The 25,222-nt window shown below is 50.1% G+C and carries 15 protein-coding genes; 7 read left to right on the top strand and 8 right to left on the bottom strand.

Annotation, left to right across the window (positions count from 1 at the left end; translation table 11 throughout):
• Positions 1–79 precede the first annotated feature (79 nt).
• From L6H65_RS08590 to pgmB, 3 genes are all read left to right on the top strand, one after another.
• A complete protein-coding gene (locus tag L6H65_RS08590) occupies positions 80–1,597 on the top strand; it encodes a methyl-accepting chemotaxis protein (RefSeq protein ID WP_236340086.1) in 1,518 nt (505 codons plus the stop codon).
• Positions 1,598–1,813: 216 nt separating this feature from the next.
• The gene (gene mdxK, locus L6H65_RS08595) at positions 1,814–4,126 is read left to right on the top strand and encodes a maltose phosphorylase MdxK (protein WP_290370337.1); all 2,313 of its coding nucleotides are present in this window, start codon (positions 1,814–1,816) and stop codon (positions 4,124–4,126) included.
• Positions 4,123–4,794, top strand: a complete 672-nt coding sequence (gene pgmB, locus L6H65_RS08600) for a beta-phosphoglucomutase (protein WP_236340088.1) — start codon at positions 4,123–4,125, stop codon at positions 4,792–4,794. The genes mdxK and pgmB overlap by 4 nt, the downstream gene beginning before the upstream one ends.
• Before the next feature lie 121 nt (positions 4,795–4,915).
• Here the strand turns inward: pgmB and L6H65_RS08605 are convergent, their stop codons facing one another.
• From L6H65_RS08605 to L6H65_RS08620, 4 genes are all read right to left on the bottom strand, one after another.
• Entirely contained in the window at positions 4,916–6,250 is a 1,335-nt protein-coding gene (locus L6H65_RS08605; RefSeq protein WP_236340089.1) for a HAMP domain-containing sensor histidine kinase, read from the bottom strand.
• 16 nt (positions 6,251–6,266) lie between these two features.
• A complete protein-coding gene (locus L6H65_RS08610; RefSeq protein ID WP_236340090.1) occupies positions 6,267–6,860 on the bottom strand; it encodes a response regulator transcription factor in 594 nt (197 codons plus the stop codon).
• Between the two features lie 449 nt (positions 6,861–7,309).
• Positions 7,310–9,784 carry an RCC1 domain-containing protein gene (locus tag L6H65_RS08615; protein ID WP_236340091.1) on the bottom strand — a complete coding sequence of 825 codons (2,475 nt, stop codon included), beginning with the start codon at positions 9,782–9,784 and terminating at the stop codon, positions 7,310–7,312.
• Positions 9,785–10,023: 239 nt separating this feature from the next.
• Positions 10,024–12,498, bottom strand: a complete 2,475-nt coding sequence (locus L6H65_RS08620) for a carbohydrate binding domain-containing protein (protein ID WP_236340092.1) — start codon at positions 12,496–12,498, stop codon at positions 10,024–10,026.
• 727 nt (positions 12,499–13,225) lie between these two features.
• Between L6H65_RS08620 and L6H65_RS08625 the strand changes: the two genes are divergently transcribed.
• The 3 genes from L6H65_RS08625 to L6H65_RS08635 all read left to right on the top strand — a co-directional run bounded on the left by L6H65_RS08625 (position 13,226) and on the right by L6H65_RS08635 (position 18,314).
• A complete protein-coding gene (locus tag L6H65_RS08625; RefSeq protein WP_236340093.1) occupies positions 13,226–13,939 on the top strand; it encodes a hypothetical protein in 714 nt (237 codons plus the stop codon).
• A 44-nt stretch (positions 13,940–13,983) separates the two neighbouring features.
• Positions 13,984–15,255: a polysaccharide deacetylase family protein gene (locus L6H65_RS08630; protein WP_236340094.1), complete on the top strand. Its 1,272-nt coding sequence runs from the start codon at positions 13,984–13,986 to the stop codon at positions 15,253–15,255.
• A gap of 197 nt (positions 15,256–15,452) precedes the next feature.
• Entirely contained in the window at positions 15,453–18,314 is a 2,862-nt protein-coding gene (locus L6H65_RS08635) for a hydroxymethylglutaryl-coenzyme A reductase family protein (RefSeq protein WP_236340095.1), read from the top strand.
• 1,185 nt (positions 18,315–19,499) lie between these two features.
• Here L6H65_RS08635 and L6H65_RS08640 read toward each other — a convergent pair.
• From L6H65_RS08640 to L6H65_RS08650, 3 genes are all read right to left on the bottom strand, one after another.
• Entirely contained in the window at positions 19,500–20,090 is a 591-nt protein-coding gene (locus L6H65_RS08640; RefSeq protein WP_236340096.1) for a CDP-archaeol synthase, read from the bottom strand.
• A 66-nt stretch (positions 20,091–20,156) separates the two neighbouring features.
• Positions 20,157–20,993: a hypothetical protein gene (locus L6H65_RS08645; RefSeq protein ID WP_236340097.1), complete on the bottom strand. Its 837-nt coding sequence runs from the start codon at positions 20,991–20,993 to the stop codon at positions 20,157–20,159.
• A complete protein-coding gene (locus L6H65_RS08650) occupies positions 20,990–23,587 on the bottom strand; it encodes a PEP/pyruvate-binding domain-containing protein (RefSeq protein WP_236340098.1) in 2,598 nt (865 codons plus the stop codon). The genes L6H65_RS08645 and L6H65_RS08650 overlap by 4 nt, the downstream gene beginning before the upstream one ends.
• 114 nt (positions 23,588–23,701) lie before the next feature.
• On the opposite strand from L6H65_RS08650, the gene L6H65_RS08655 reads away from it, so the two are divergent.
• Positions 23,702–24,322 carry a CDP-alcohol phosphatidyltransferase family protein gene (locus tag L6H65_RS08655; RefSeq protein ID WP_236340099.1) on the top strand — a complete coding sequence of 207 codons (621 nt, stop codon included), beginning with the start codon at positions 23,702–23,704 and terminating at the stop codon, positions 24,320–24,322.
• A gap of 15 nt (positions 24,323–24,337) precedes the next feature.
• Here L6H65_RS08655 and L6H65_RS08660 read toward each other — a convergent pair whose 3' ends face one another.
• On the bottom strand, positions 24,338–25,222 hold the full coding sequence (locus L6H65_RS08660) for a LysR family transcriptional regulator (RefSeq protein ID WP_236340100.1): 885 nt from the start codon (positions 25,220–25,222) through the stop codon (positions 24,338–24,340).

The raw sequence follows: 25,222 nt of genomic DNA on the forward strand, positions 1-25,222 counted from the left end.
CACCGATAGATACATTACAGATGATTTTATTACTTCACAGGACAACGGTATAATTTCTTGATTAAGGTGGGAGACAAGCATGGTTAATGTATTTAGGAAGCTTCGTATGTCTGTGAAGAATTCGGATTCACAATTGTCTGAGAAGGATCGTGATATGGTTCGGAGGAATTTCATTGCCTTGGTGGCGATGTACATTGCGTTCGGGATGACTCTTTTAGGTTTGCTGAGCTCCTTGGCACAAGAGACTACAAGTACAAACGTTCTTCTGAGCATGGTCATGCAAGTTATTACCACAAGCATATATGCGTTTTTTCATTATAAACGAAGATATATCCATCATATCGGCTACATCGCAGTAACGGGCATCATATTCAATACAACGGCTTCCCTGCTGCAATCGCCGGATAGCAGTACGGCATTCTCTATCGTTTATCTGGCTGTCGTCTCTGTGCTTTTCATGAAGATGGGTCCGCTTCTGTTCGGAATTATTGCCGGTTTATGTCAGCTGTCATACGTGGCGTGGAAGGGTGAGGCGACACAGATAGCCTCAGAATCCATGATGACTTATTTCATTATTTACATATTGATCTCAGCCGTATTATACAGTCTGGTCGTCGTCTCCAGACAGATGATCAACAGCGTGGAGACTGCAAGAGAACGGGCGGAGGAGCTATCTCAGCTGCAGAGCAGTCAGAAGCAGTCGCTTCTTGATAATGTCACGTCCGTCACCCTGCATCTGAACACCGTGACCAAAGCAAGCGAGGAGAACAACAGCTCCTTTGAAGAGATGAACATTGCCTTTCAGGAAATTTCTCGCGGCGCAGCGGATCAGGTGGATTCCACACTATCCATCAGCGACTCCATTCAAGAGATGAACACGCTTGTGAGCGACCTGTCTCATTCCTTTGAGGTGCTGTTGAACAAGACCAGCGAAGCGGCGTTATTGTCCGATCAGGGCAAGAGCAATATGAACAAGCTGTCCGAGACGAACGGCCAGTTCACCAATGATATTGAATCTGTTACCAAAGAAACATCGCTGCTCATAGACCGCTTGGCAGAGACGAGTCAATTCAGCTCAACAATTAGGGATATCGCGACCCAAACGAATCTCCTTTCCCTCAATGCAAGCATTGAAGCAGCGAGGGCGGGAGAGCATGGCAAGGGGTTTGCGGTTGTCGCCATGGAGATACGCAAGCTTGCAGAGATGAGCTCCGAGGCAGCCGCACGAATCTCAGAGCAGCTTGGTGAATTCACGAGTCAGTCTGAATCAACCCGTCAGAAGATGAATCAAGCGGCGCTGCGCATGAACGAGAGCAATGGGATCACCGAGCAAACGAAGCAGTCCTTCGATTCCATTACCGATGCTGTTTCCCAGCTCAACGATCTGTCCAGAGACAGCGGGGGCTTGATGAACAAAATTAGCGGCTCCTCTCTGATTATTGCGGATTCTACTTCGAATCTTTCCTCCATCAGCGAAGAGGTGTCAGCTACGTTGGAGCAGTTGTCCGCCACATTGGCATCGTTATTGCAGAACAACCGTGTTAGTCTGGATCGGATCAAGGAAGCGGAGTCGAATTTGCAAAAGGTTGCCGGATAATCAATAATGATAGTTAGCTGCACGGACAGGGCTGCTCCATATGAAGCGATAAACGCTTCCGGAGCAGCCCGTTTTTCTCATCGTCGATATGGTTCCTAAGTCTGTAACGGAATGCTTCAAAATAGTCATTCCCTATATCTTCACGAAACATTATAATAGGAACAGGCACACAAGTGCGCAAACGTTTGCGCGAAAATTATGAAAAAGGGTGAACTCATGAAAAGGTTATTTGAGGTGGACAGTTGGAAAATCGTTGAAACCGAACTCCACAAGGAAGAATTCCGACTGGCCGAAAGTATGATGAGCCTTGGTAACGGTCATATGGGCATGCGAGGCAACTTTGAAGAGAACTATTCCGGCGATTTCCACCGCGGATCGTATGTGGCGGGTGTCTGGTTCCCGGACAAGACGCGTGTCGGCTGGTGGAAGAACGGATATCCTAATTATTTTGGCAAAGTGATTAACTCCACCAATTACATCGGTGTCCGCGTGCTGATCGATGGGGAAGAAGTGGATCTATATAACGCAACTGTGAAGGAATTCTATCGTGAGCTCGATATGCAGCACGGTGTTCTGACACGTAAATTCACTGTTCTCCAAGGGGAGAAAGAAACCGAAATAACAGCGGTGCGCTTCCTGTCTATTGCAGAGAAAGAGCTGGCTGTTATTCGTTATGCAGTTACGCCTAAGAACTACAGCGGCGTAGTTACCTTCGTGCCTTATCTGGATGGGGATATCCGCAATGAGGATTCCAACTATGACGAGGATTTCTGGGTTCCAATCAGCCATGAAGCTTCGGAATATGAAGCCAGTCTCGTAATGAAAACGAAGGACAATCCATTCGGCACGCCGACCTTCCAGGTTTCGACTGCGATGAAGGCAGAGGTAGAAGGCTCCGTAGCGAGCATATCCTTCGCACAAGAGGAAGAATATGTAGCGAATACGATCCAGCTGAAAGCTGAGCAGGGACAGACTGTTACATTGAACAAATATGTTGCTGTCACGACGGACCGCGATCATGATGCAAGTCTGCTCGTTGCCAAGGGCAAGGAAGTACTGGCAAGAGCGGCAGCCAAAGGCTATGGCGCATTGCTTGACGAGCACAAGGCAGGCTGGCTGCAGCGCTGGGAAATTGCAGATGTCGAGATTCAAGGGGACGATGAGGCGCAGCAGGGAATCCGCTTCAATCTGTTCCAGCTTTTCTGTACGTACTATGGCGAAGATGCTCGTCTGAACATCGGTCCTAAAGGCTTTACAGGCGAGAAATACGGCGGAGCAACCTACTGGGATACCGAGGCGTATGCCATTCCGCTCTACCTGTCTACAGCTAAGCCTGAGGTGGCTCGCAATCTGGCTGTCTATCGTCATACGCAATTGGAAGGCGCTTACCATAATGCTGGCCAGCAAGGTCTGCAGGGCGCGCTCTATCCGATGGTTACCTTTACCGGTGTGGAATGCCACAACGAGTGGGAGATCACCTTTGAGGAAATCCACCGGAATGGCGCAATTGCCTATGCCGTCTACAACTATGTGAACTATACAGGCGATCAGGATTATCTCCACCAGTACGGAATTGACGTGTTGACTGGAATCTCCCGCTTCTGGGCGGACCGCGTGCATTATCATGAGAAGAAGGACCAATACATGATGCACGGCGTTACCGGACCGAACGAATACGAGAACAATGTGAACAACAACTGGTACACCAATAAGATGGCTGCCTGGACGCTGAAGTACACGCTGAAGGTTATCGAGCAACTGAAAGCAAGCGGTCATGGCGGACGTGTAGCAGGACTGCATATTACCGATGAAGAAACAGCCAAGTGGCAGCAAATTATAGACAAAATGTACTATCCATTCAGCGAGGAGCTGAACGTATTCGTACAGCATGACACGTTCCTCGACAAGGATCTGAAGACGGTAGACAAGCTTAAGCCGGAAGAGCGTCCGCTTAATCAGAAGTGGTCATGGGATAAAATTCTGCGCAGCTGCTTCATCAAGCAGGCGGATGTGCTTCAAGGCATCTATTTCTTCAACGATGAATTTACAATTGAGGAGAAGCGCCGCAACTTCGACTTCTACGAGCCGATGACGGTTCACGAGTCCTCGCTCTCCCCATGTATCCACTCCATCCTCGCGGCGGAGCTTGGCATGGAAGAGAAGGCATTCGAGATGTATCACCGTACTGCGCGTCTTGATCTCGACAACTATAACAATGACACCGAGGACGGTCTGCACATCACGTCCATGACAGGCTCATGGCTGTCGATCGTACAAGGCTTCGCGGGTATGAGAACACCTGACGAGTCGCTCTCCTTTGCACCGTTTATCCCGCAGGCTTGGGAGCGCTACAGCTTCAAGATCGTTTACCGCGAGCACTACCTGAAGATTGAGGTAGACAAGGCGAAGGTTACGATTTCCCAAGAGGGACCTGAGCTGGTCATTGGTTTGTATAACGAGAGCTACACGCTGCCGGAGAACGGCGAAGTGTCGGTAGATGTGAAGCAGACTGAAGAGGTGGCACAATGAGCAAACCACTTCAGGCGTTTATCTTTGACCTGGATGGGGTCATCACAGAATCCGCAGAATATCACTATCTGGCGTGGAAAGCGCTTGGCGAGGACTTGAATATTCCGTTCACACGGGAGTTCAATGAAGAGCTGAAGGGTGTCTCGCGAATGGATTCACTGGAGAAAATTCTGGTCCTTGGCGGTAGACAGAATGATTTCACGCCAGAGCAGAAGAACAGTCTGGCAGAGAAGAAGAACGATCATTACTGCACGCTGATCCAGAACATTACGCCAGCGGATATTTTGCCGGGCATTGAGCCGCTTCTGGCCGAGATCCGCGCCAATGGCTTGAAGCTGGGACTGGCTTCTGTCAGCAAGAATGCATTCACCGTTATGACCTCACTCGGCCTGAAGGACGAGTTCGATGTCATCGTGGATGCGGCTACGATCAGCAAGGGCAAGCCAGATCCGGAAATCTTCCTGACGGCAGCTCGCCTGCTGGGGGTTGAAGCAACAGCTTGTATCGGAGTTGAGGATGCTGCGGCAGGCGTAGATTCCATTAAAGGCGCAGGCATGTTCGCAGTTGGAGTGGGATCGCCGGAATCATTGGCTAAGGCAGATCTGCTCTACCCGAATACATCGCTGCTGTCCTATGCAGAGATTGTTGCGAAATATCAACAAGCATAATGAATAAAGAGTGTACACGGTCTCTGTATACACTTTGATAGCGTTATAGAAGAGGGAGCCTTGCATGATTGCGCAAGGCTCCCTCTTTTTGAGAATGATACCCGGATCATTCATGTATACGTCAGGATGGTTGTCTGCGTTTTGGAAATCGTAGCCGTACGACGGTTCCACGCCCATACTCGCTATGAACTTCGAGCAATCCGTTATGCTGCTGCATGACAGCTTTGACATAATATAAGCCGAGCCCGAAGTTGTCGATTGATCTTTTCGTCGTATAGAATGGTTCTGCAATATGCGCCAAATCGGTTTTGGCGATACCAGTTCCGTTATCTTGAAATTCGATGATCCATTCATTGCCCCAGCGGTACCAGCGCAAATGGATGTCGCATGACTGATCTTTGCTTGCATCTAGTGCATTCTTGATCAGATTCATGAACACTTCGTACATATGAACGGGGTCGCACTGGAGCAGCAGGGAGGTCATTTTATTATCGATCGTAATGGTCAGACGCCGCTCATTCAAATACGGAAGTGAAGAAAGCCGTGCTTGTTCCAGCAAATCGACAATGTCGCATACCGTTTCTTTCAATATAATTTCTTGGGACTGGTTGTGAATACGGAGAATCATATCTTCAAGATGTCCTTGAGAATGCTCAATCGATTCCATGTAGCTTTGGATGGGCTCGTATTGCTTCTGATCGATGGAAAGCTTGGACTTGAGCGTCCAGTATTTCATTTTATCCAGTTCATTTTTCATCGTATGATTTAATAACGAGGTGCCGTATGCGAAAGAGCGGACTTTGGAACCCATTACTTGTCGTTCTAATCGAATTCGAACACCGAAGACACCGTGATATAATGCGCCGATGAGAAAGGTAAGGAATGATTTCGCGATAACTAAAGGGAACAAAAGATGCAACTCGTACGCAGGAAACCAAATCTCGGCGTAGTAATTTAGACTTAATGTTCCAACGATGCAAGGGCAGATGATGAGCATGGCGTACTGTCGGTTTCTGCGCTGCATCAAGTCCTTTTCTCTCCAGTAGGAGTATACGAGTAAGAAGACAGCGGCGGAATAATAAAGGGTAATCCATATAGTCGGAAGTCGAACGTCATAAGGGTCCTCGTATAGCAGCATATTCAGCCAATAAGTCAGCAGCGGCGGTATGAAAACCAGCCATCTTATGTGGCGCAGCGGCAGTATTGTGCTTACATTGGAGTAGGTTATGCTAGCTAGCAGGACAATGCATGGGACGAGGAACAAGTATGTCCAGTTGAGAATAAGACTGATCCATTGCCATATTTCGGACTGATCAGGGGCAATTATATAAGGAAGCGCGCCAAGGCCTACGAATAGAAGGAACAGCGCGGTCCAGCGCACTTCTTCCCTCTGCGGATTCATGCTGAAAACAATAATGGAGCAGAACAGCTCAATGAAAAACATTGCCCAGTACATAGAAGCCTCCATTGTTCTATTCGCGTTCAATAATTCGGCCAAGCTTACGGCGAATGGTGCGTAATTGATTTTTGATTGTTGCGAACGACTTATTTAGCTTTGCCGCAATTTGCGGCTTATTGTAGCCAAGCTGGTCCAGCTTGAAAACTTCCTTTTCGACAGGGGTCAACCCATCCAACTGAGTACTCATGACAAACCCTTTGCGCAGCACCGTTGCCGCATCGGGATGAATGGCCATTCGGCCCTGGTAACAATCACGTATCGTTTGGATGATATCAGACACGCTTGATTTGTGAAGGAAGTTAACTGCTCCGTATGCAAACGCTTCCAAAATTATCTCTTGTTCAACCATCGATGTGAGCATGATGACGGGGCAATGAATCACTTCAGGGTTATCGCGCAACAATTCAATGCCGTCCAAGCGATTGCCGGTGAGATGTATATCAAGCAGCAGGATATCCGGATAGCATCTTTGAATTTGTTCGAGCGTGTCTGCTTTATTGCTAGCGGTGGCGACGACTTCAATATCTCGCTCCGCTCCAATATCAACCGTGAGCCGTTCCAGCCAGAAGGGGTCATCTTCTACAATCATGACACGGATTGTGTGCAATATCCTAACCCTCCTTAGGAATGGCGTCTATATTTGTTTAGACTTGGGATTATATGAAATAATCATAGCACAATGTCCTTCTATTTGTTACCTGCTTTAGTTTTATCTACATAGAAATATTGACTTGACGAGGGGATAATTTATAGTCGCTGGACACCGCAGTGCTGGAAGCACAGGTCAATTGACGAGCAAGCTGTACGAGACATTGGCAGGTATTCAGAATGGGGTCGTGGAGGACCCTGGATGGTTATTATACGAATCTTTAAAGCGTATGCAAGGTAGATAATAAGTAGTGTTCAACGCAAATAGCGATGCGGGAAGTGGTTCCCGCATCGCTATTTTTAAATCTATCAGAAAGTATAGAATGGTCTCAATACTAAGCTGGATAGTTGGAGCCCCTTCGTTGCAGTATAGGCTAGATTATCAGACTGGGACCTTTGGAAACGAGACTACCGCAGCGGAGTGCCGCCGGATATCGTTCCGTTTGCAACGTTGGAGTAGCCGACATACATAAACTTGTAATTTTGTCCGCCGTTATTGTCCCATGTGCCGCTGCCATTGTTGAATGCCGCTTCGGCGATGAAAGTGCCTGCAGCAGCCCCCAGATCTACATCCAGCTTCCAGTAGCCGGGGATTTCGGATGGTTTCATCTTGATGCCGGGCGTGCTTGTCCATGTTGCTCCGCTGCTCAGACGATAGTGCATGTAAGCTTGCGTCCAGCCTGCCGGCAGCTTGTAGTAAACCGTTGCCGCCGGATTCACTGTCGTTGACGTATTGGTCGTTACCGTTACCGGATTGCTGACCGGTGAGCGGTTGCCCGCCGTATCTACCGCCACTACCGTAAAGGTATAGGTTTGGTTCGGCGTCAGGCTTGTAACGGCAAAGCTTGAGTTGTTGACCCGCTGCGTAGTCGAGTTGTATAGCGCGCCATTCTGGTACACCTCATAACGTTGAATGCCTGTATCATCCAGCGATGTATGCCAGGTCAGATTCACGGATGTATTTGTTTTGCTCTTGACGGTCAAATGCAGCGGTGTGCTCGGTGTTTGGTTATTCCACTCGACCGTATCGTACGGAAGCTTCGCGTCGATGCCGACAACAATCGGTGTTGACTTCGAAAGATCGGAGCCATTGCCTAGCCGGCCGTAACCATTGGCTCCCCATGACATTACTGTTCCGTCTTCACGAATCGCCAACGAGTGGGAGTCTCCTGCTCCTACCGTCTTCACTTTGGAAATGCCATTCACCTGCTGCGGAACAGAGCTGTTAACCGTCGTGCCATTACCCAACTGGCCGTTTCCGTTGCCGCCCCATGTCCATACCGTACCGTCGGATTTTGCTGCGATATAATGATATGATCCTGCCGCAACCGATGTAATACCTGTCAATCCAGAGACTTGCGTCGGCGTCGTCGTTCCTCCGCCCCATGTCCACACCGTTCCATCCGTTTTACGAGCAATGAGCAAAGTGCCATAAAGAAAGGTGCTGGATTTCAGCTCCGCAATATTGGATAGTCCGACCGATTGTACGGGAGATAATTTGCCTAGCGTATTGCCTATGCCGAGCTGTCCTTGTGCGTTATCTCCCCAGGCCCAAACGGTACCATCGTTTTTCAATGCAAGGGAACTGCTCCCAGTGGCAATGACTGTTTTAACATTCGTCAAACCTGGGACCTGCACGGGGGTCGAGTAAGGAGCGCTGTTTCCGACTCCCAATTGACCGCTGTAATTATAGCCCACGCTCCAGACTGTGCCGTCTGTTTTCACGAACAGCGTGTGTCCGAAAGTATCTATGGTGGATGTGTCAGCATCTTTCACACCCGAAATGTTCGGAAGTTGGCGAAGCGAATAATAGTTCGTATCCCCGGCACCGTAGCTTATATTTCTGCCCCATACCGTCCCATCCGTTTTCACTGCAACTAGTGCATGAAAACCGACGCTGATCTTGCTTACGCCATATAGGCCCGACATTTTTACAGGTCTGTAAATACGCGCATCAGGAAATTCACTTTGGAAATTCCATACATCGTTGTTTTCATTATTCCCCCAGGCGACTACTGTGCCATCGGATTTCAGCGCATAGGAGGTTTCCCAACTTCCCGTAACTTGAGTGATGCCCCTCAGTGGAGCGTAGGAGAACTCGTCCGCCTGCACCGTGCTGCCGCTCACTTCGTCGCCGTAGTCTTTGCCAATGTAGTAGTTCTGGCTGTAGTTCGCATCCCAGTAGGTTTGGCCGTCTACTACATATTTCAGCTTGAATTCGGCATTCTCGTTGTTTCCTATAAAGGATCGCAACGTCCAGATGTCCGTCGTCGTTGAACCGGCTTTGTCATAGGCTGCCGGAATCTCCGACCAAGTCTGGCCTCCGTTGGTCGTACTGACAACGAAGACCTGCTTGTTCGTTCCCGCCAGATTGTCCACTTCCACATTCACATCGACATGCTTCGTACTCGCATCCCGGTAGGTCAATTTGGCGCCGGACAATTTAACTGATCTCGGCTTCACGGCATCGCCGGAACCTGACCCGATGATATAATTTTTTCCGTTATTGGTATCCCAGTACGTCTGGCCATTTACCGTATATTTAATTTTAAACATGACGCTCTCGTTGTTCATAATAAAAGAGGTCATCTTCCACAATTCCGTCGTTGCCGACGCAGCCGAGTCATAGGCAGCCGGAATTTCCGACCAGGTCTGGCCGCCATTTCCGGAGGCCGCGATCGCTACCGCCTTGCTTGCGCCTATATTGTCTACTTCCACATTGATCGTGATGTTTTTGGAATTCGCGTCCCGATAAGTTAATAGAGCGCTGTACAATTTGACATTATTCACCGCCGCCTCTGCCGGTGATGCCAGAAATCCCATTGAAGTAAACGCAACTGCAAATACGAGCATGAATGTAAGTGCTTTCAATCGTTTTGTCATTAAACTCGCCTCCCTCAGTCTGAATGATTGGTCTTTCACTCTCATAATCTGATCAAGCCTCCTTGATTGTGATGGAATCTGAAATGATTATACGTCGATATGAAAATAAGCAGGAGGTCTAAAATCTTAGACCCCCGGCGTGTACGCTTGTTCAGAAGAGCACATCTTCTCGAATTAAAAAGTCCGGTGCGGTGGCTCTTGTTGCTAAGTTCCTCATACAATTTATTCCGTCTTGATCTCTAACGCAGCGGAGTTCCGCCGGATACCGTTCCGTTTGCAACGGTGGAGTAGCCGACATAGAACGATTTGTAATATTGGCCGCTGTTGATGTCCCATGTGCCGGCTCCATTGTTGAAGATCGCTTCGAAGATATACGTGCCTGCAGCCGCCCCCAGATCTGCATCCAGCTTCCAGTAGCCGGGAATCTCGGATGGTCTCATCTTGATGCCGGGCGTGTTCGTCCATGTTGCTCCGCTGCTCAGACGATAGTGCATGTAGGCTTGCGTCCAGCCTGCCGGCAGTTTGTAGTAAACCGTTGCCGCCGGATTTACTGTGGTTGACGCATTGGTCGTTACCGTTACCGGATTGCTGACCGACGAACGGTTGCCCGCAGTATCTACCGCCACTACCGCAAAGGTATAGGTTTGGTTCGGCGTGAGGTCTGTAACGGCAAAGCTTGAGTAGATGGCCCGCTCCGTAGTCGAGTTGTAGAGCGCGCCATTCTGGTACACCTCATACCGTTGAATGCCGGTATCATCCAGCGATGTATGCCAGGTCAGATTCACTGACGTGTTTGTTTTGCTTCTGACGGACAAATGCAGCGGCGTGCTCGGTGTCTGGTTATTCCACTCGACCGTATCGTACGGCAGCTTCGCATCAGTGCCCACGACAACCGGCGTTAATCTCGAAAGCTTGGAGCCATTGCCCAACTGACCCGTTTGGCCGAATCCCCATGCCATCACTGTGCCGTCTTCACGCATCGCCAACGAATGATATTCCCCCGCTCCTACCGTCTTCACCTTGGAAATTCCTTTCACCTGCTGCGGAACAGAGCTGTCAACCGTCGTACCATTGCCCAACTGGCCACGCGAATTTTCTCCCCATGTCCATACGGTACCGTCGGATTTCACCGCGATATAATGATATGATCCTGCCGCAACCGATGTAACGCCTGTCAATCCAGAGACTTGCGTCGGCGTCGTCACTCCTCCGCCCCATGTCCACACCGTTCCGTCCGCTTTGCGAGCAATGCGCAGCGAACCATACTGAACCGTGCTGGAATTCAACTCCACAATATTGGATAGTCCGACCGACTGTGTGGGAGAATATGTGCCTTGCGTATTTCCTGTGCCAAGCTGCCCGTGCGCGTTATCCCCCCATGCCCATACCGTCCCGTCATTTTTCAACGCTAGTGAACTGTCTTTCTTGGCAATGACACTTTTAACATTCGTCAAACCTTGCACCTGCACGGGGGTCGAGTAAGGGGCGCTGTTTCCGACTCCCAATTGACCACTGTAATTATTGCCCACGCCCCAGACTGTGCCGTCTGTTTTTACGAACAGTGTATGTCCGGAAGTACTGTAGCTGGACGTGTCAGCGTCTTTCACACCCGAAATGTTCGGCAGTTGGCGAAGCGAGTAATGATTCGTATCTCCGGCGCCGTAGCTTATATTTCTGCCCCATACCGTCCCGTCCGTTTTCACTGCAACTAGTGCATTATAACCGACGTTGATCTTGCTGACGCCATATAGGCCCGACATCTTTATAGGTCTGTAAGCAACTACATCAGGAAATTCAGTCAGGAAGTTCCATATGGTGTTATTTTCGCTGCTCCCCCAGACGACTACTGTGCCATCGGATTTCAGCGCATAGGAGGTTTCCCAGTTTGCCGTAACTTGAACGGCTCCCCTCAGCGGAGTATAGGAGAACTCGTCCGCCTGCACCGTGTTGCCGCTCACTTCGTCGCCGTAGTCTTTGCCAATGTAGTAGTTCTGGCTGTAGTTCGCATCCCAGTAGGTTTGGCCGTCTACTACATATTTCAGCTTGAATTCGGCATTCTCGTTGTTTCCTATAAAGGATCTCAGCGTCCAGATATCTGTCGTTGTTGAACCTGCCTTGTCATAGGCAGCCGGAATCTCCGACCAGGTCTGGCCTCCGTTAGTCGTACTGACAACGAAAACCTGCTTGTTCGTTCCCGCCAGATTGTCCACTTTCACATTGACATCGACATGCTTCGTACTCGCATCCCGGTAGGTCAATTTGGCGCCGGACAATTTAACTGATCTCGGCTTCACGGCATCGCCGGAACCTGACCCGATGATATAATTTTTTCCGTTATTGGTATCCCAGTACGTCTGGCCATTTACCGTATATTTAATTTTAAACATGACGCTCTCGTTGTTCATAATAAAAGAGGTCATCTTCCACAATTCCGTCGTTGCCGACGCAGCCGAGTCATAGGCAGCCGGAATTTCCGACCAGGTCTGGCCGCCATTTCCGGAGGCCGCGATCGCTACCGCCTTGCTCGCGCCTATATTGTCTACTTCCACATTGATCGTGATGTTTTTGGAATTCGCGTCCCGATAACTTAACAGAGCGCTGTACAATTTGACATTATTCACCGCCGCCTCTGCCGGTGATGCCAGAAATCCCATTGAAGTAAACGCAACTGCAAATACGAGCATAAATGTAAGTGCTTTCAATCGTTTTGTCATAAAACTCGCCTCCCTCAGTCTGAATGATTGGTCTTTCGCTCTCATAATCTGATCAAGCCTCCCTATATTTTGATGAAACTCATTATACGTTGATACAAAAACGAACAGGAGGTCTAATATATTAGACCCCCTCAGACTGCTGAAGCGTCATATTTTTCATCCCGCTTTTATTTGTACCGTTACTCTGTAGCCACGAAAGTGGAGCAACGACTGCATACTAGCAGTCGATATCCAAAAACTCGCTGGTTAGCGGGGCAATGGATGCGACAGCACACAGTGCAGTCGTTGCATGGGATATCAGCCTCATTGTGGTGCAGCGCGCTCAAACGACTGCATATTTGCAGTCGTTGGCTCTAACAGCAGGGCAGCGCATAGTCGCGTCGTATAGTAGCTGACGCGTTGAGCTGATGATAAGGGCTATTGAAGAGGGCTGAAAAAGGCCCACGAAGGCCCAAGAAGGCTCAAGAAGGCCCAAGAAGGCTATTTCTGACTGGAGCGGAGTTAAAGCTGCAGCTATCTTTCAAACCGAAAAGGACCGTCAGGGTGAAGCTTCCCTGACGTTTTTTTCTTATAGCCTGCGGTTCTTGGAATGGTTCGCATAGGCCTTTAGGCGTATTTGAAAAAATATAGATACAAAGACTCACTTGCATGCGGGATAATTACTCTATAATAAAACTAAATATTGTTCGACATTATTTGACATTTATTAGATGGGGTGTTAATACATATGATTCCTCCCTTTTTTAAGAAGAAAGATTCGTCAGGCAAGCAGCTGGATCAGAGCCCGAAATCACAAGAGAATCATCCTGCACAATCTAATGAAGAGTTGAATGAAGAGTCGGCTGGACACGCGGCGGAGGAAAATGCAGTTATTATGAATACAGCTAACAGAGCGAATATGGATAAGAAATCGCTGGATTTGGTATTTGCAGTAGAGCAAATGATTCAAGCCAGACAGCATATGGAACTGAATATCAATGAGCTGCAGGATCGTTTGACCCATTCCGGTGGTCATGTAGAGCGCCTGACCCGGGATATCAAGAACCTAAACAAGGTGATCGAAGAGAGAGAACGAAGCATCCTTGAGCTTGAACATAAATTGATCGAGAAGAATCTCAAGGTTGATCAGGTGATGGAGGACTATCGCGAGCAGCAGATCCTGCATGCGAATGAAACGGAAGAGCTGAAGAATGTCATCGATCTTGAGCAGCAGAAATATGTGAACCTGCTCCAGAAGCATAATGAGACGCATGCGGACAAGCAGAAGAAGATCAATGAGCAAGAAGAGAAGATCGGAAGAGTAGAAGCGGAGATTACGCATCTGAGAGGGAAATACGAGGCCATGCGCCAGGAAAAGACGTATCTCGCGAACATGATCAGCGACTTCACTAACCGGATGTCTATCCCTCACGGGCAAAGTCAGAGCGAACGCAAGGACTAGCATGCTTGCCGCACCATGAACGGTAAAGGAAGTCGAAGACGACGATGGAAACCAATACAGTCCAGATCATCGAGCTATTGTCGCTGGAAGCACGGTCTGCCAGCTTTTACATGACAATTGGGGCAACCCGTAATGAAGGGCGCACAGAATGCGTCTTGGAAATAGATGAGCCTACCTATATCCAACTGGTCGCTGTGAATCCCTCTGATGGAGAGCGAATCCGGCTATCGCTTCATCCCAAGTGGGACCCTTATCGCCAAATCTACTACAGCATGGTCATTAAAGTGAATGGCGACTTTAATGAAACCTTGTATTTTACATGCTCGGAATTTTATATGGATCAGTTGAAACGATTGAAAGAGGATGATGACACCGTCTATCACCCGATGGAGGCAGCGAGGCAGCCGGCTGTGGAGACTAGCGCTGCACCCAAGGCCAAGAAGCAGGCGGCTCGCGTATGGAGAAGGGGTCCATTTGCGTTGAAGCTTGCTATCTTCACGCTTCTGGCAGCTGCTGTAATGATGGGGATGGAGGGGAAGCTGCTCAGCGATACGCAGCATGCGATGAATCCGCCGGTGAATGCGGCTGAATTGGCAGTTCGTCAGGACAACGTCGATTCCTCGCAAGAGCAAGCGGCGCCTGTTGCAGCAGCCAACAAGAAGGAACCGCTGCAAGTCTCTCAAACCGTTCTCAATGCCTCGCCAGAGTCAGAGGAGCGTCAATTGTATGAACGCTTGCGTATAGACGCTGACAAGTTTACATATGGATTACCCAAAGGATATGTGGCGCTCACCTTCGATGATGGTCCGTCGGTGTATACGAAACAGATTGTGGACATATTGACCGAGGAGAAGGTGGCGGCTTCCTTTCTTTTCGTCGGGAAGAAGGCGCAGCAGTATCCCGATGCGGTTGCTTATGCGGATGAGCAGGGGATGTCAATTGGCAATCACTCGTGGGATCATACGAAGCTGACCGCTCACAATCAGAAATCCTACAAAACGAATATTCATAAGGCCAATAAAACGTTGGAAGCTACGACGAAAGAGCCTGTTACGATATTCCGCCCTCCCTATGGCGCGATAAACGCTGCGTTGGCTGCGAATGTGCTGGATGAGGATATGAAGGTACTGATGTGGAATCGCGATCCCGAGGATTGGAAGGCGGACAAGCCGGAGGATATTCTGCGTTATTTTCACAAAGTAGATCCATCAGGCGGTATCTATGTATTGCATGAGAAAGCAGCAACGGTAGAGGCGCTGCCTGACATTATCCAGTACTTGAAGGATCAGCAATTGACATTCATTATTTTTAACTAGGGGGAGCACTCGGTTTGTGAGGGTTCCTTCTTTTTGTTGGCTTTATTAACAATTGCAGCAGGTGCGGGGTCCTCCTTGCCGATGACAGGAGGAGGCCATAAATAATAGGCTGCGATATTGTTAAGGGGGTGTTAATTGTATACAATTATACAAAAGTGCAAGATAAGGAATTATAGCTGGAGGCATCCAGTAATTAAGTGCGCAGGATAAGAGGTTATTTATTAAAATTAATTTATTTTCCAATTTGCAGGAGGTGTAAAGGTCTGGACGCTTATCAGTATCAACCGCATCAGAACGAGCATCAATTTCATCGCAGCCGCAGGCCGGGGCTGTATTTCGAATACGGAGGCCATTATTACGAGGGATCAATCTCCCATTACTGGAATAGTGGTTTCCGTATCGTTACTACCCATCAGCTTTCGCTCCAAATCGGCGGAGTCCTTCCTCGTATTAAGCTGCTTAGCAGTGACCGTGACCATTTCCTGCATGAATTAACCATCACGGCGCTTGCCGGCAATGAGGGGACACTCCTTATTGATGCCGATCAGCGCAATCCGGCGGCTGTGGAGCAGTTCCACGAGCAGTTTCACATCGCTTTTCTCGGACATTCCCCGCTTCAAAACTCCGGCCATGCCCATTCATTATCCATGCCCTCATTCATCGGACGCAAGCATTACACCCAGGAAGCAACAGAGGCTCGCCAGCAATGGCTGGAGCAAGCTACAGGCAGCAGGATCAGCCATGTATCGCAGTCGATATTCCATGACAATCCCTCGCTGCTTGCCGGCAACATTGAGAATTACATTGGTTCGGTGCAGATTCCGCTAGGAATAGCAGGGCCGCTATGGATCAGGGGAACGTATGCCAATGGATACTCGCCTATTCCGATTGCGACTACAGAAGGGGCGCTCATCAGCTCCATCTCGCGCGGCGCCAAAGCCTGCAATGCTGCAGGGGGAATCGAGGTTCAAGTCGTACGTCAGACAATGGTGCGGGCGCCTGTGTTTTTTTGCGGCGATATGAGGGGAGCGCTGCTTCTGGCGGCGTGGATGGAAGAGCATAGCGCCGGAATCAAAGCGAAGGCGGAAAGCGCTTCTTCGGTTGCTAAGCTGGTCAGCATACAGACGCACCCTTTTGGAGATCAGCTGCATGTTCAGTTCTGTTACGAGACGGGAGATGCTGCCGGGCAGAATATGACCACCTCCTGTACCTTTGTCGCCTGTGAGTGGATGATCGATCAAGTGAAGGATATGCCGGAGATGAAGGTTCTCTCCTATATGATCGAGGGCAATATGGCAGGGGATAAGAAGGTCAGCATGCGGAGCTTTATTGAAGGAAGAGGCATTGGCGTCCTTGCATCGGTCCATATACCGGAGGCTGTATTCCGTCAGACGATGCGGCTCTCAACGGACCAGTACATGCGTCGCTGGTATGCAGCCGAGGTCGGTGGACTGCGAACAGGGATGGTCGGACATAACGTGAATTTTGCGAATGTGCTTGCCGGGATATTTACAGCTACGGGGCAGGATATCGCCTGTGTGCACGAATCCGGCTGCGGGATATTCAAGCCGCGTCAGGAGTCGGACGGTATCTCGATTCATCTTGAATTGCCCTCGCTTGTTATAGGAACAGTGGGCGGTGGGACGGGTTTGCCGACACAGCGCGAATGTCTGGAGATGCTGGGCTGCGGCGGCCCTGGCAAAGCGTTCAAGCTGGCAGAGATCATGGCGGCGGCTTGTCTGGCATTGGATGTCTCGACGAGCGCGGCAATCGGATCGAATGAATTTGTGAAGGCGCATGAGAAGCTCGGCAGGAAGTCATCCCAGACTGGAATCAGCAGGGGAGATATTACGACGCGCTTCTTCCAATCCCTTCTTGGAGAGCAACGGGGGAAAGTCAAATCCTTCGAATCCATATCCTTGAACACAGAGTCAAGCGTGGTGACGAATATGATGAAGAAGCAGACAAGCCGCTTCCAAGGGCTGCACCGCTATGCGCTTCACCTGCAGCAGGACGGCGTGCAGAGGGAGCTTCCGGTTGTCCTCAAGGTAAAATCAGATGATCGGGAAATGATGGATTTGGGAATCGGAATCGCAAAATTATCGGGGGAGGATCGATTATCAGGATTATTCGAATCACAGCTGCACATATTTGGTTTCGAGGGGGCGCATTTACGGGAAATTGCATTATATAAGCATGCTTCAGCAGCATTGCTTCAATATTGTCCGGATATTTATGGGGTCGTTCACAATGAAGACAAAGAGGCCTACGCCATATTGATGGAGGATCTGTCGTCATACAGCCATATGAATGCCATACAATCTACAGAGGAGTGGGATGACGAGCATATCGGGCTGGTGCTTGGAGATTTGGCAGCTATCCATGCGGTATATCTGGATCAGGAAGAGAGGCTTCCCGCTGCAATGGGAGTGGAAGGGCTGGATGTAGCGAGCTATGTGGATGCGACCGAGCTGCTGCTTGCCTTGACCGATTATAATCACGAGCGCTTCCCCGCGCTGATGTCCAAACAGCTGCACGGGCTGCTGCATCGATTTATACGGAATATTTCTTCGCATATTGAAGAGATGCGGACCTATCACAGAACCTTGACGCATAATGATTTCAATCCGCGAAATCTGGGTCTGCGTGTACCGGAGGATATGGAGCAGGTGCTAGAGGACAAGAAGCAGGCGCTGCAGGATGGGGAGCGGGTGCTTGAGGACAAGAAGCAGTTGGTGGTGTATGATTGGGAGCTGGCGAGCTATGGCAATCCTCAGCATGATTGCCTCGAATTCCTGATTTATACGCTGTCATCAGATGTACCGATGACGCAATGGGACCGTTATCTGGATGGATACCGCCAAAGCTTGGAGAAGGCCAGCAGCGGACACACGTTGGATAAACAGTCCTTCGAGCATATCGCAATCTTGAATGCACTGGAGATGGCTGCCGTTCGCTTCAATCTCTACTTGCTGGCAAACAACCTGCTTCATCTCCCCTATATGGAGCGCGTCTATTTGAATCTAGCCCGTTTTATTACGGAGAAGCTTGCAGATTAAGCGGTGTGCGGGGATTGGCAGCGTGGATGGAGGGATTCTCCATAATGCCGAAGTTTGGCGAAGAGGCCGAAGAGGCTGTCCCAAAAGTGCCCAAGTGGGCAGCTTCTTCGCTTGAGCCGATCTAGCTGCACGCTTTCCGCATCCTTCGAGCGGACCGTATACAGGTTCGTTGATGTCGTTCATTGTTTGGCTCTATAGCTATTACGCCTTACCACACTATAACTACACAAGCTGGGACACACTTACAACAATCGAATCTGCGCGTCTTTCTCCGCTGTTAGCATGTTTTTCCGTCTTACAGCGCATCGGCCGTCCCGATTGTGTGTTGTAACACGGAAATTCCTGCTTACGGATGAGCCTTGCGTAGATTCTGAGCGCCTTTCATCGCTGTTAGCATGTTTTTCCGTCTTACAGCGCATCGGCCGTCCCGATTGTGTGTTGTAACACGGAAATTCCTGCTTACGGATGAGCCTTGCGTAGAATCTGCGCGTCTTTCTCCGCTGTTAGCATGTTTTTCCGTCTTACAGCGCATCGGCCGTCCCGATTCTGTGTTGTAACACGGAAATTCCTGCTTACGGATGAGCCTTACGTAGATTCCGAGCGCTTTTCATCGCTGTTAGCGTGTTTTTCCGTCTTACAGCGCATCGGCCGTCCCGATTGTGTGTTGTAACACGGAAATTCCTGCTTACGGATGAGCCTTGCGTAGATTCTGAGCGCCTTTCATCGCTGTTAGCATGTTTTCCGTCTTACAGCGCATCGGCCGTCCCGATTCTGTGTTGTAACACGGAAATTCCTGCTTACGGCGGAGCCTTACGTAGATTCTGAGCACCTTTCTCCGCTGTTAGCATGTTTTTCCGTCTTACAGAGCATCGGCCGTCCCGATTCTGTGTTGTAACACGGAAATTCCTGCTTACGGATGAGCCTTATGTAGATTCTGAGCGCTTTTCTCCGCTGTTAGCATGTTTTTCCGTCTTACAGCGCATCGCACATCACAAATTTGTGTTGTAACACGGAAATTCCCGCTTACGGCGGAGCCTTGCGTAGCATTCTGTGCGTCTATCTCGACTGTTAGCATGTTTTCCGTCTTATAGCGGAATCTTATCCAGATTTTCCGGCTTACTGTGCTATTCCACAGTTGTATCAATCCGCTTTGGGGATGCCCCTGTCACTAAACTAACTCTATCCTTAACCTGCTTGCTTCTTCAAGCCCAGCACGAACAGCAGCAGGTTGACCACATAATGCACCGCTGTGCCGATGAGCAGGAATAGTGCCACTTCCAGGCCTGTCGGATGATAGAAAATATATGCAGCCAGCACACAGCCGATAACCGAATCCGCTTGGTCAATGAGCGTGAAGCTGATGCCGACCCAGCCCTTGATGTTGCGACCCGGCGGAATGTTAAGACGGCGCTTGATAAAACTGTTGGGCAGCTCGAACAGGACATAAGCCAGTCCCCACACTAGTCCATAGCCCCATTCTGTATAGGGCGTATGATATGTATCCCACGGCAGCAAGGAGTTCTCCTTCAGCCAAGTCCAATGACCAGTCAACCAACCCATAGCGCCAAACCAGAATGAAGTGAATACAATCATGCCGAGAAAACCCTGCCAGGTTTTGTTGTCCCCGAGAATACGCTTGCCATCCCTCCAATAGCCTCCGCCGTCCATGGGCTTTCCATGCTTGCGAATCAGGGGCAGTTTTACAAAGATCATATTCGTAACACCAGCCAGAATAATAGGCATCATAAAAAGCAGTACCTGCAAGGCGAGCATCATGTCCAAGGTCTCCTTCTAATGTTTACCGACTCATCTTACTCTCACTCATTATCCAGATACGGTTCTCTAGCTTATAAGCCGTTCCACAATACGTGCGGCCAAAGGGAGGAGGAAGAATGTAAATCCGAGTATATAAAATTTGCGTGCATCCGCCGCCACAGGTCGACGTATCAATCGAATGATAAAATACATATTTGCAATCAGATGAGCTAGCAGCATTCCTCTAAACCCGGCAGCCTCCTGTATATAGAAGCTCATCCATAGTCCACAGAGGAATGAGAAAAGAAACAAGATTCCCGCGGCTGCTGCGGTTCCTCTGGCCCCGATGGCGCTATCATAGGTCCGCAGCGGCGCCGGCTTCCTCTCGCCGGCATTATGCGCATATTCATGAGCGATAGCAGCGAAGTACATGAATCCGGCGGAGCCCAGCGATGCCATGCCGACTTTTCCTGTCTGCACCAATCCCAGGAAGATCGGGAGCGCGGCGAAGATCAAGTTGGAGCCAAAAGGATGGCATAGAATCGGCAGATGCCGACTGCTCCTGTGCCATATCCAGTAGTACAGGAGCAATATGCCGATGAATGCTAATGCTTCCGGCTGCCGGATGTAAAGCGTCATAATGAGCAGAAGAGCGACAAGGCATGCGTATCGCAGGGAGGCTGCGCGTATGAAGCCTGTGACCAGACCGCGACCCGGGCTTTTGATGCGATCCGTATCGATGGAGTGAAGGTCGTCCGTTGCCCGCAGCAGGAATAGGCCGAGCCAAACCGTACTCAGTGCTGCCGCATACACCTGCCAACTGCCATGAAGCGCGGGCATGACGCCGAAGGCGATGATGGCTGCTATCGGGAGTGTGACCTGAAGCGGAAATCTCTCGGCTATGTAGCGCCAAACATGAATCATCCGGCTGCACGCTCGGATACACGTTCGAGCCATTCGATCTCGCCTGTATCTCCATTCACAATGAGCAGGTCGCCGTCGGCTATCGATGCAGTGGCTTTCTCCACAGCGGTAATGGCGGGTATACCGAATTCCCGAGCGACAATGGCTCCATGGGACAGCATGCCGCCCTTCTCCAGAATCAAGCCTCCCGCGATCTTGAACAGCGGAGTCCAGCCGGGGTCAGTGCTTCGTGTGACCAGTATATCGCCAGGCTGCAGACGCTGATCCTGAACAGGATCGAGAATAATGCGCGCACGGCCAACTACTCTTCCGCCAGATACAGCAATACCGATTAATCGGGATTCCTCCTGAGTCTGAGAATGCTCCTTCCAATCCTTCACCTGATAGTAGCGGCCCTGTTCCCGCATGAATAAGCCCGGAGGATCAACCTTCTCATTGTTCCTGTGTGCTTCCTGGCGCATGGCGATGAGCTGGGGAATCGTCTCAGGAAACTGGAATTTTCCATAAGACAGCTCTTCTATCTCATTCCATCGCAAATAAAAGACGTGCTCGTTCTGCTCCAGATGCCCCTTGTCCACAAGACGACTCCCGATTGCCAATACAATCTGGCGGATCTCTCCGAATAGGAGACTGCGGATAATCCGGCTCTTCTCCCGCAGGCGAATTGCTTTATGCGTGTGACGCAGCATGAAGCGAAAGGCCATTCGTTTCCAGAATGGCAATGATTGATTGATTAAACCCAACCAGTCGATTGCGGCTGCGGGTGAAGATGATTCCCCTGATGTATTCCGATGCACGGAGACATGCTGATATTTATTCACGAGCTGCCAATAAAGATCATGCCTCTCCTCAAAAGTAGGGGAGACGATCGTGCAATCATGGTAGCACCTGCCCCCGAATTGATGCATGAACAGCTTGAATACACGCAGCGCTTCTCCATTGATCTGCTGCTCCAGCTCATCATATTTGCCATCCTCCAGCAGCTGCTGCCATTGCGCCTGCATCCCGATAAGTGTAGCTTGCTCTTCAATAAGCCGTGTCGGCTCCAAGCTGCGAAGATCATCGGTCTGCATGACATGAACAGCGGCAAGGTCGTTATTGATGCTCTCATCCTTGATCCAGCGCTTGATGAGCAGCTTCAATCCTCCGGGGAAGATTGCCGCGAGCAGATCGACGATCGCAGGACGATCATAATAACGGCTCACGAACCGATTCATCAACGTATCCAGCACTTGAAGCAACTGATCGAGAGATTGTCCCTCATAGCCGCTCGACCGCCACTGCTCTCTATGTGCATAGAAGCCTGTCTCATATTGCTGAACCTTTCTCCCTGCGGTTGCCCACAGCTTGATGAATTGATAGGCAAAGGCCCCGTAGCGAAGCGCTTTGAAGCTGCCGTGCTGTGATTTCACAGGAGGATCGGTGCGGGGCTCGAATTGAAAGGGCACGTATTGGCCGATAAAATTATCCAGCAGCTTTTTGAGCAGAGGGCCGATAGGCAGCAAGTAAGCGCCTTCGTACCAATTGCTCAGATTGTAGTATATGCGTCCGGCATGAATGCCCGTCGTATGGTCAACGATAGAACGAATCCGAGCTAATTGATCGTTGCTCCAGCCGAACAGTCCCAGCATTCTTCTCGTGTAGTGCTGATAGAACTGATCCACGATCGACCATGTGAATGGCGTCACTACAGAGGGGAAATTCTCCACCATGTTGACATTGGTCCACAGCACCAGCTGCTTTCCCATTAGACCGGTGATGGGACGCACTTGCAGAATGATGACCTTCTGCCCATCGATGCACCATTCCAAATCAACCGGAAATTGATAATCATGCTCGATCTTCAGCGCGAGCTGCACGAGACGTGCGAGCGCCTCCTCCAGCAGCGGATTATCGGTCTGCCGGGGAATCTGCCCTGTCATGCGGGAGACAATCGAGCGGTCAGGGGTTACATCACCGGATACAAGCTTGTCTCCCAAGCCGTCAACCCATTCAATAATGAGATAATCGGTATCCATGCTGATGGGATTCATAGTGAACAAGACGCCCGCATATTGCGGGTGCTTCTGCTCTTGGACAATGACGCCCATCTGCAATGTGTGGGTATGGGCGATGTCGCTGCGCTCGTTATAGGCAGCAACGGCCGCGCTGAAAATACTGGCCCAGCAAGCTCTAATGCGATCATAGACATCAGCAGGGCTGACATTAAGATAGGTCTCGAATTGACCGGCCATAGAGTGCTCCGCGCCATCCTCGGCAGCGGAGGAGGAGCGCACCGCGTACGACTCGAACGCATACTGCTCCAATGCCGAATCTACGGCTTGCTTAATGGTCTGCGGAAATGCACCTGACTTGATCTGATCCGCCAGCATGCTCCTCTCGGAATGGGGGTTGTGCACATCAATAGTATTGAAATTACAGTAGAGTAGAAATGCTTGCACGGTAAGAACAAATCCGTGGGGGACAGGATAACGAAGCTTGTGAAGCTCCATCAATCGGGCTGCTTTGCCCCCGACAGTTATGGCATCTGCCTCATCCGTGGACAAGTGCAGCAGATGCGGCTCTGTACGAAGCGCATCCTTTGGCGTGGACATGAATTCAACTCCTTTTCTATCAGGGATTCCGTATAGCTGTTCCAATGGTATAATTATAATGGTTTGCCAGGCCAATACCAATTGAAATCTTAGAGGAAAAGGGGCATATCTTGCATGCGCGACAATCGGATTTTCCCCGTTTTACAATACTTGAATGTTCCGAACGGCTTGACAACGATATCGCTCATAACGGGATTTGGCAGCTTCATTCTGCTTTTGGAGCATGAGCTGGCTTGGGCGTTCACCTGTTATGCCGTTGCGATTCTATTGGACCGCTTGGATGGGGTTGCAGCGCGGCGCTTAGGACAGGCCTCACCGATTGGCGGACAGCTGGACAGCTTGGCGGATGCCGTTAACTTCTGCTTGTATCCCCCACTGTATGTTTGGCTGCTGACAGGGCAAATGTATTGGACGCTGCCCATTTTGCTGATTTATGTGGCTGCCGGCATCTGGCGGCTTGCATACTTCAACATTGCCGGCATGCAGGAGGAGTCGGAGCGGGGGGGTTATTTTATCGGTGTGCCGACTACGGTCTGCGCCAGCTGGTTCGTGATCCTCTATTCGCTGCTGCACATTGCTGCGGTTGATTCCACTATTAAAGCTATCGTGCTGAGCCTGTACTTTCTTCTGGCAGCGCTGCTTATGCTATCCTCGATTCCCTATGCCAAGAACGGCATAGCGACGAAGCTGCTGTATCTTCTCATTCCAGGTTCGGTCATCCTGATGTGGCTTTAGGGCAAAGTCGGGCCGTTAGAAAGTATCAATGAAACGTTTGGCGGTCTTGGATAGGTAGCGGTCCTGCAGCCATACAATACCGACATCAGACTGGAATTCGGCATTGGTAATATCGTACATTCTCATATTGGTCAATGGAAAAGAAGACATAACCGATTTGGGTAAAATTGTGGCGCCAATACCTGCGGCGACGAATGCAAGTGTGATCGCTACGCTGGAGCACTCGCATAGAATTTGAGGCTCCAGACCATTTTGCCGGAACTCATTGACCACCTGCTCATGCATGCCCGTCGTTTGGTCTGTCTTCAATGTCAGAAAAGGATACTGGGCCAGCTCGCGCATCGTTAATGTCTGCTGCGACAGCGGCGGACTCCATTGGCTGGGAAGAATGGCTACGAACGGATCGGACGGCAGCTGCAGAATGGCATACCGCTGTGAATCGGACGAAGCCTCGAAGGGCAGGCGCGTAACGATGAGCTCAATCATTCGCTGCTCCAGCTGCTCCCCCAGAAGGAAGTGATCGCCCTCCTGGACTTTATAGGTGACACGCGGGTATTGTTCCCTGAATGAGTTGATTCTTTGCGGGAGCAGGGAAATGCAGGACACTACCGCGCCGATGGACAATACCCCCTGAACACCCTCATCCTGCTCCTTCACCTCTGCAATGGTTTCATTGAACTGCTGCAGAAGCGCTGCGGCACGTATGCGCAGAAGCTCTCCTGTCGGAGTCAGCTTGAGACGTTTGCCGCTCCGATCGAACAGCGTTACGCCAAGCTCTTGCTCCAGCAGCTTAAGCTGACGGCTTAGCGGAGGCTGCTCCATATTCAACGTTCGGGCCGCGCTTGTAACCTGTCCTTCATTAGCCACCGCAAGAAAGTACCGCAGCTGTCGAATATCCAA

It is taken from the genome of Paenibacillus plantiphilus (assembly GCF_927798095.1).
Lineage (GTDB): Bacteria > Bacillota > Bacilli > Paenibacillales > Paenibacillaceae > Paenibacillus_Z > Paenibacillus_Z plantiphilus.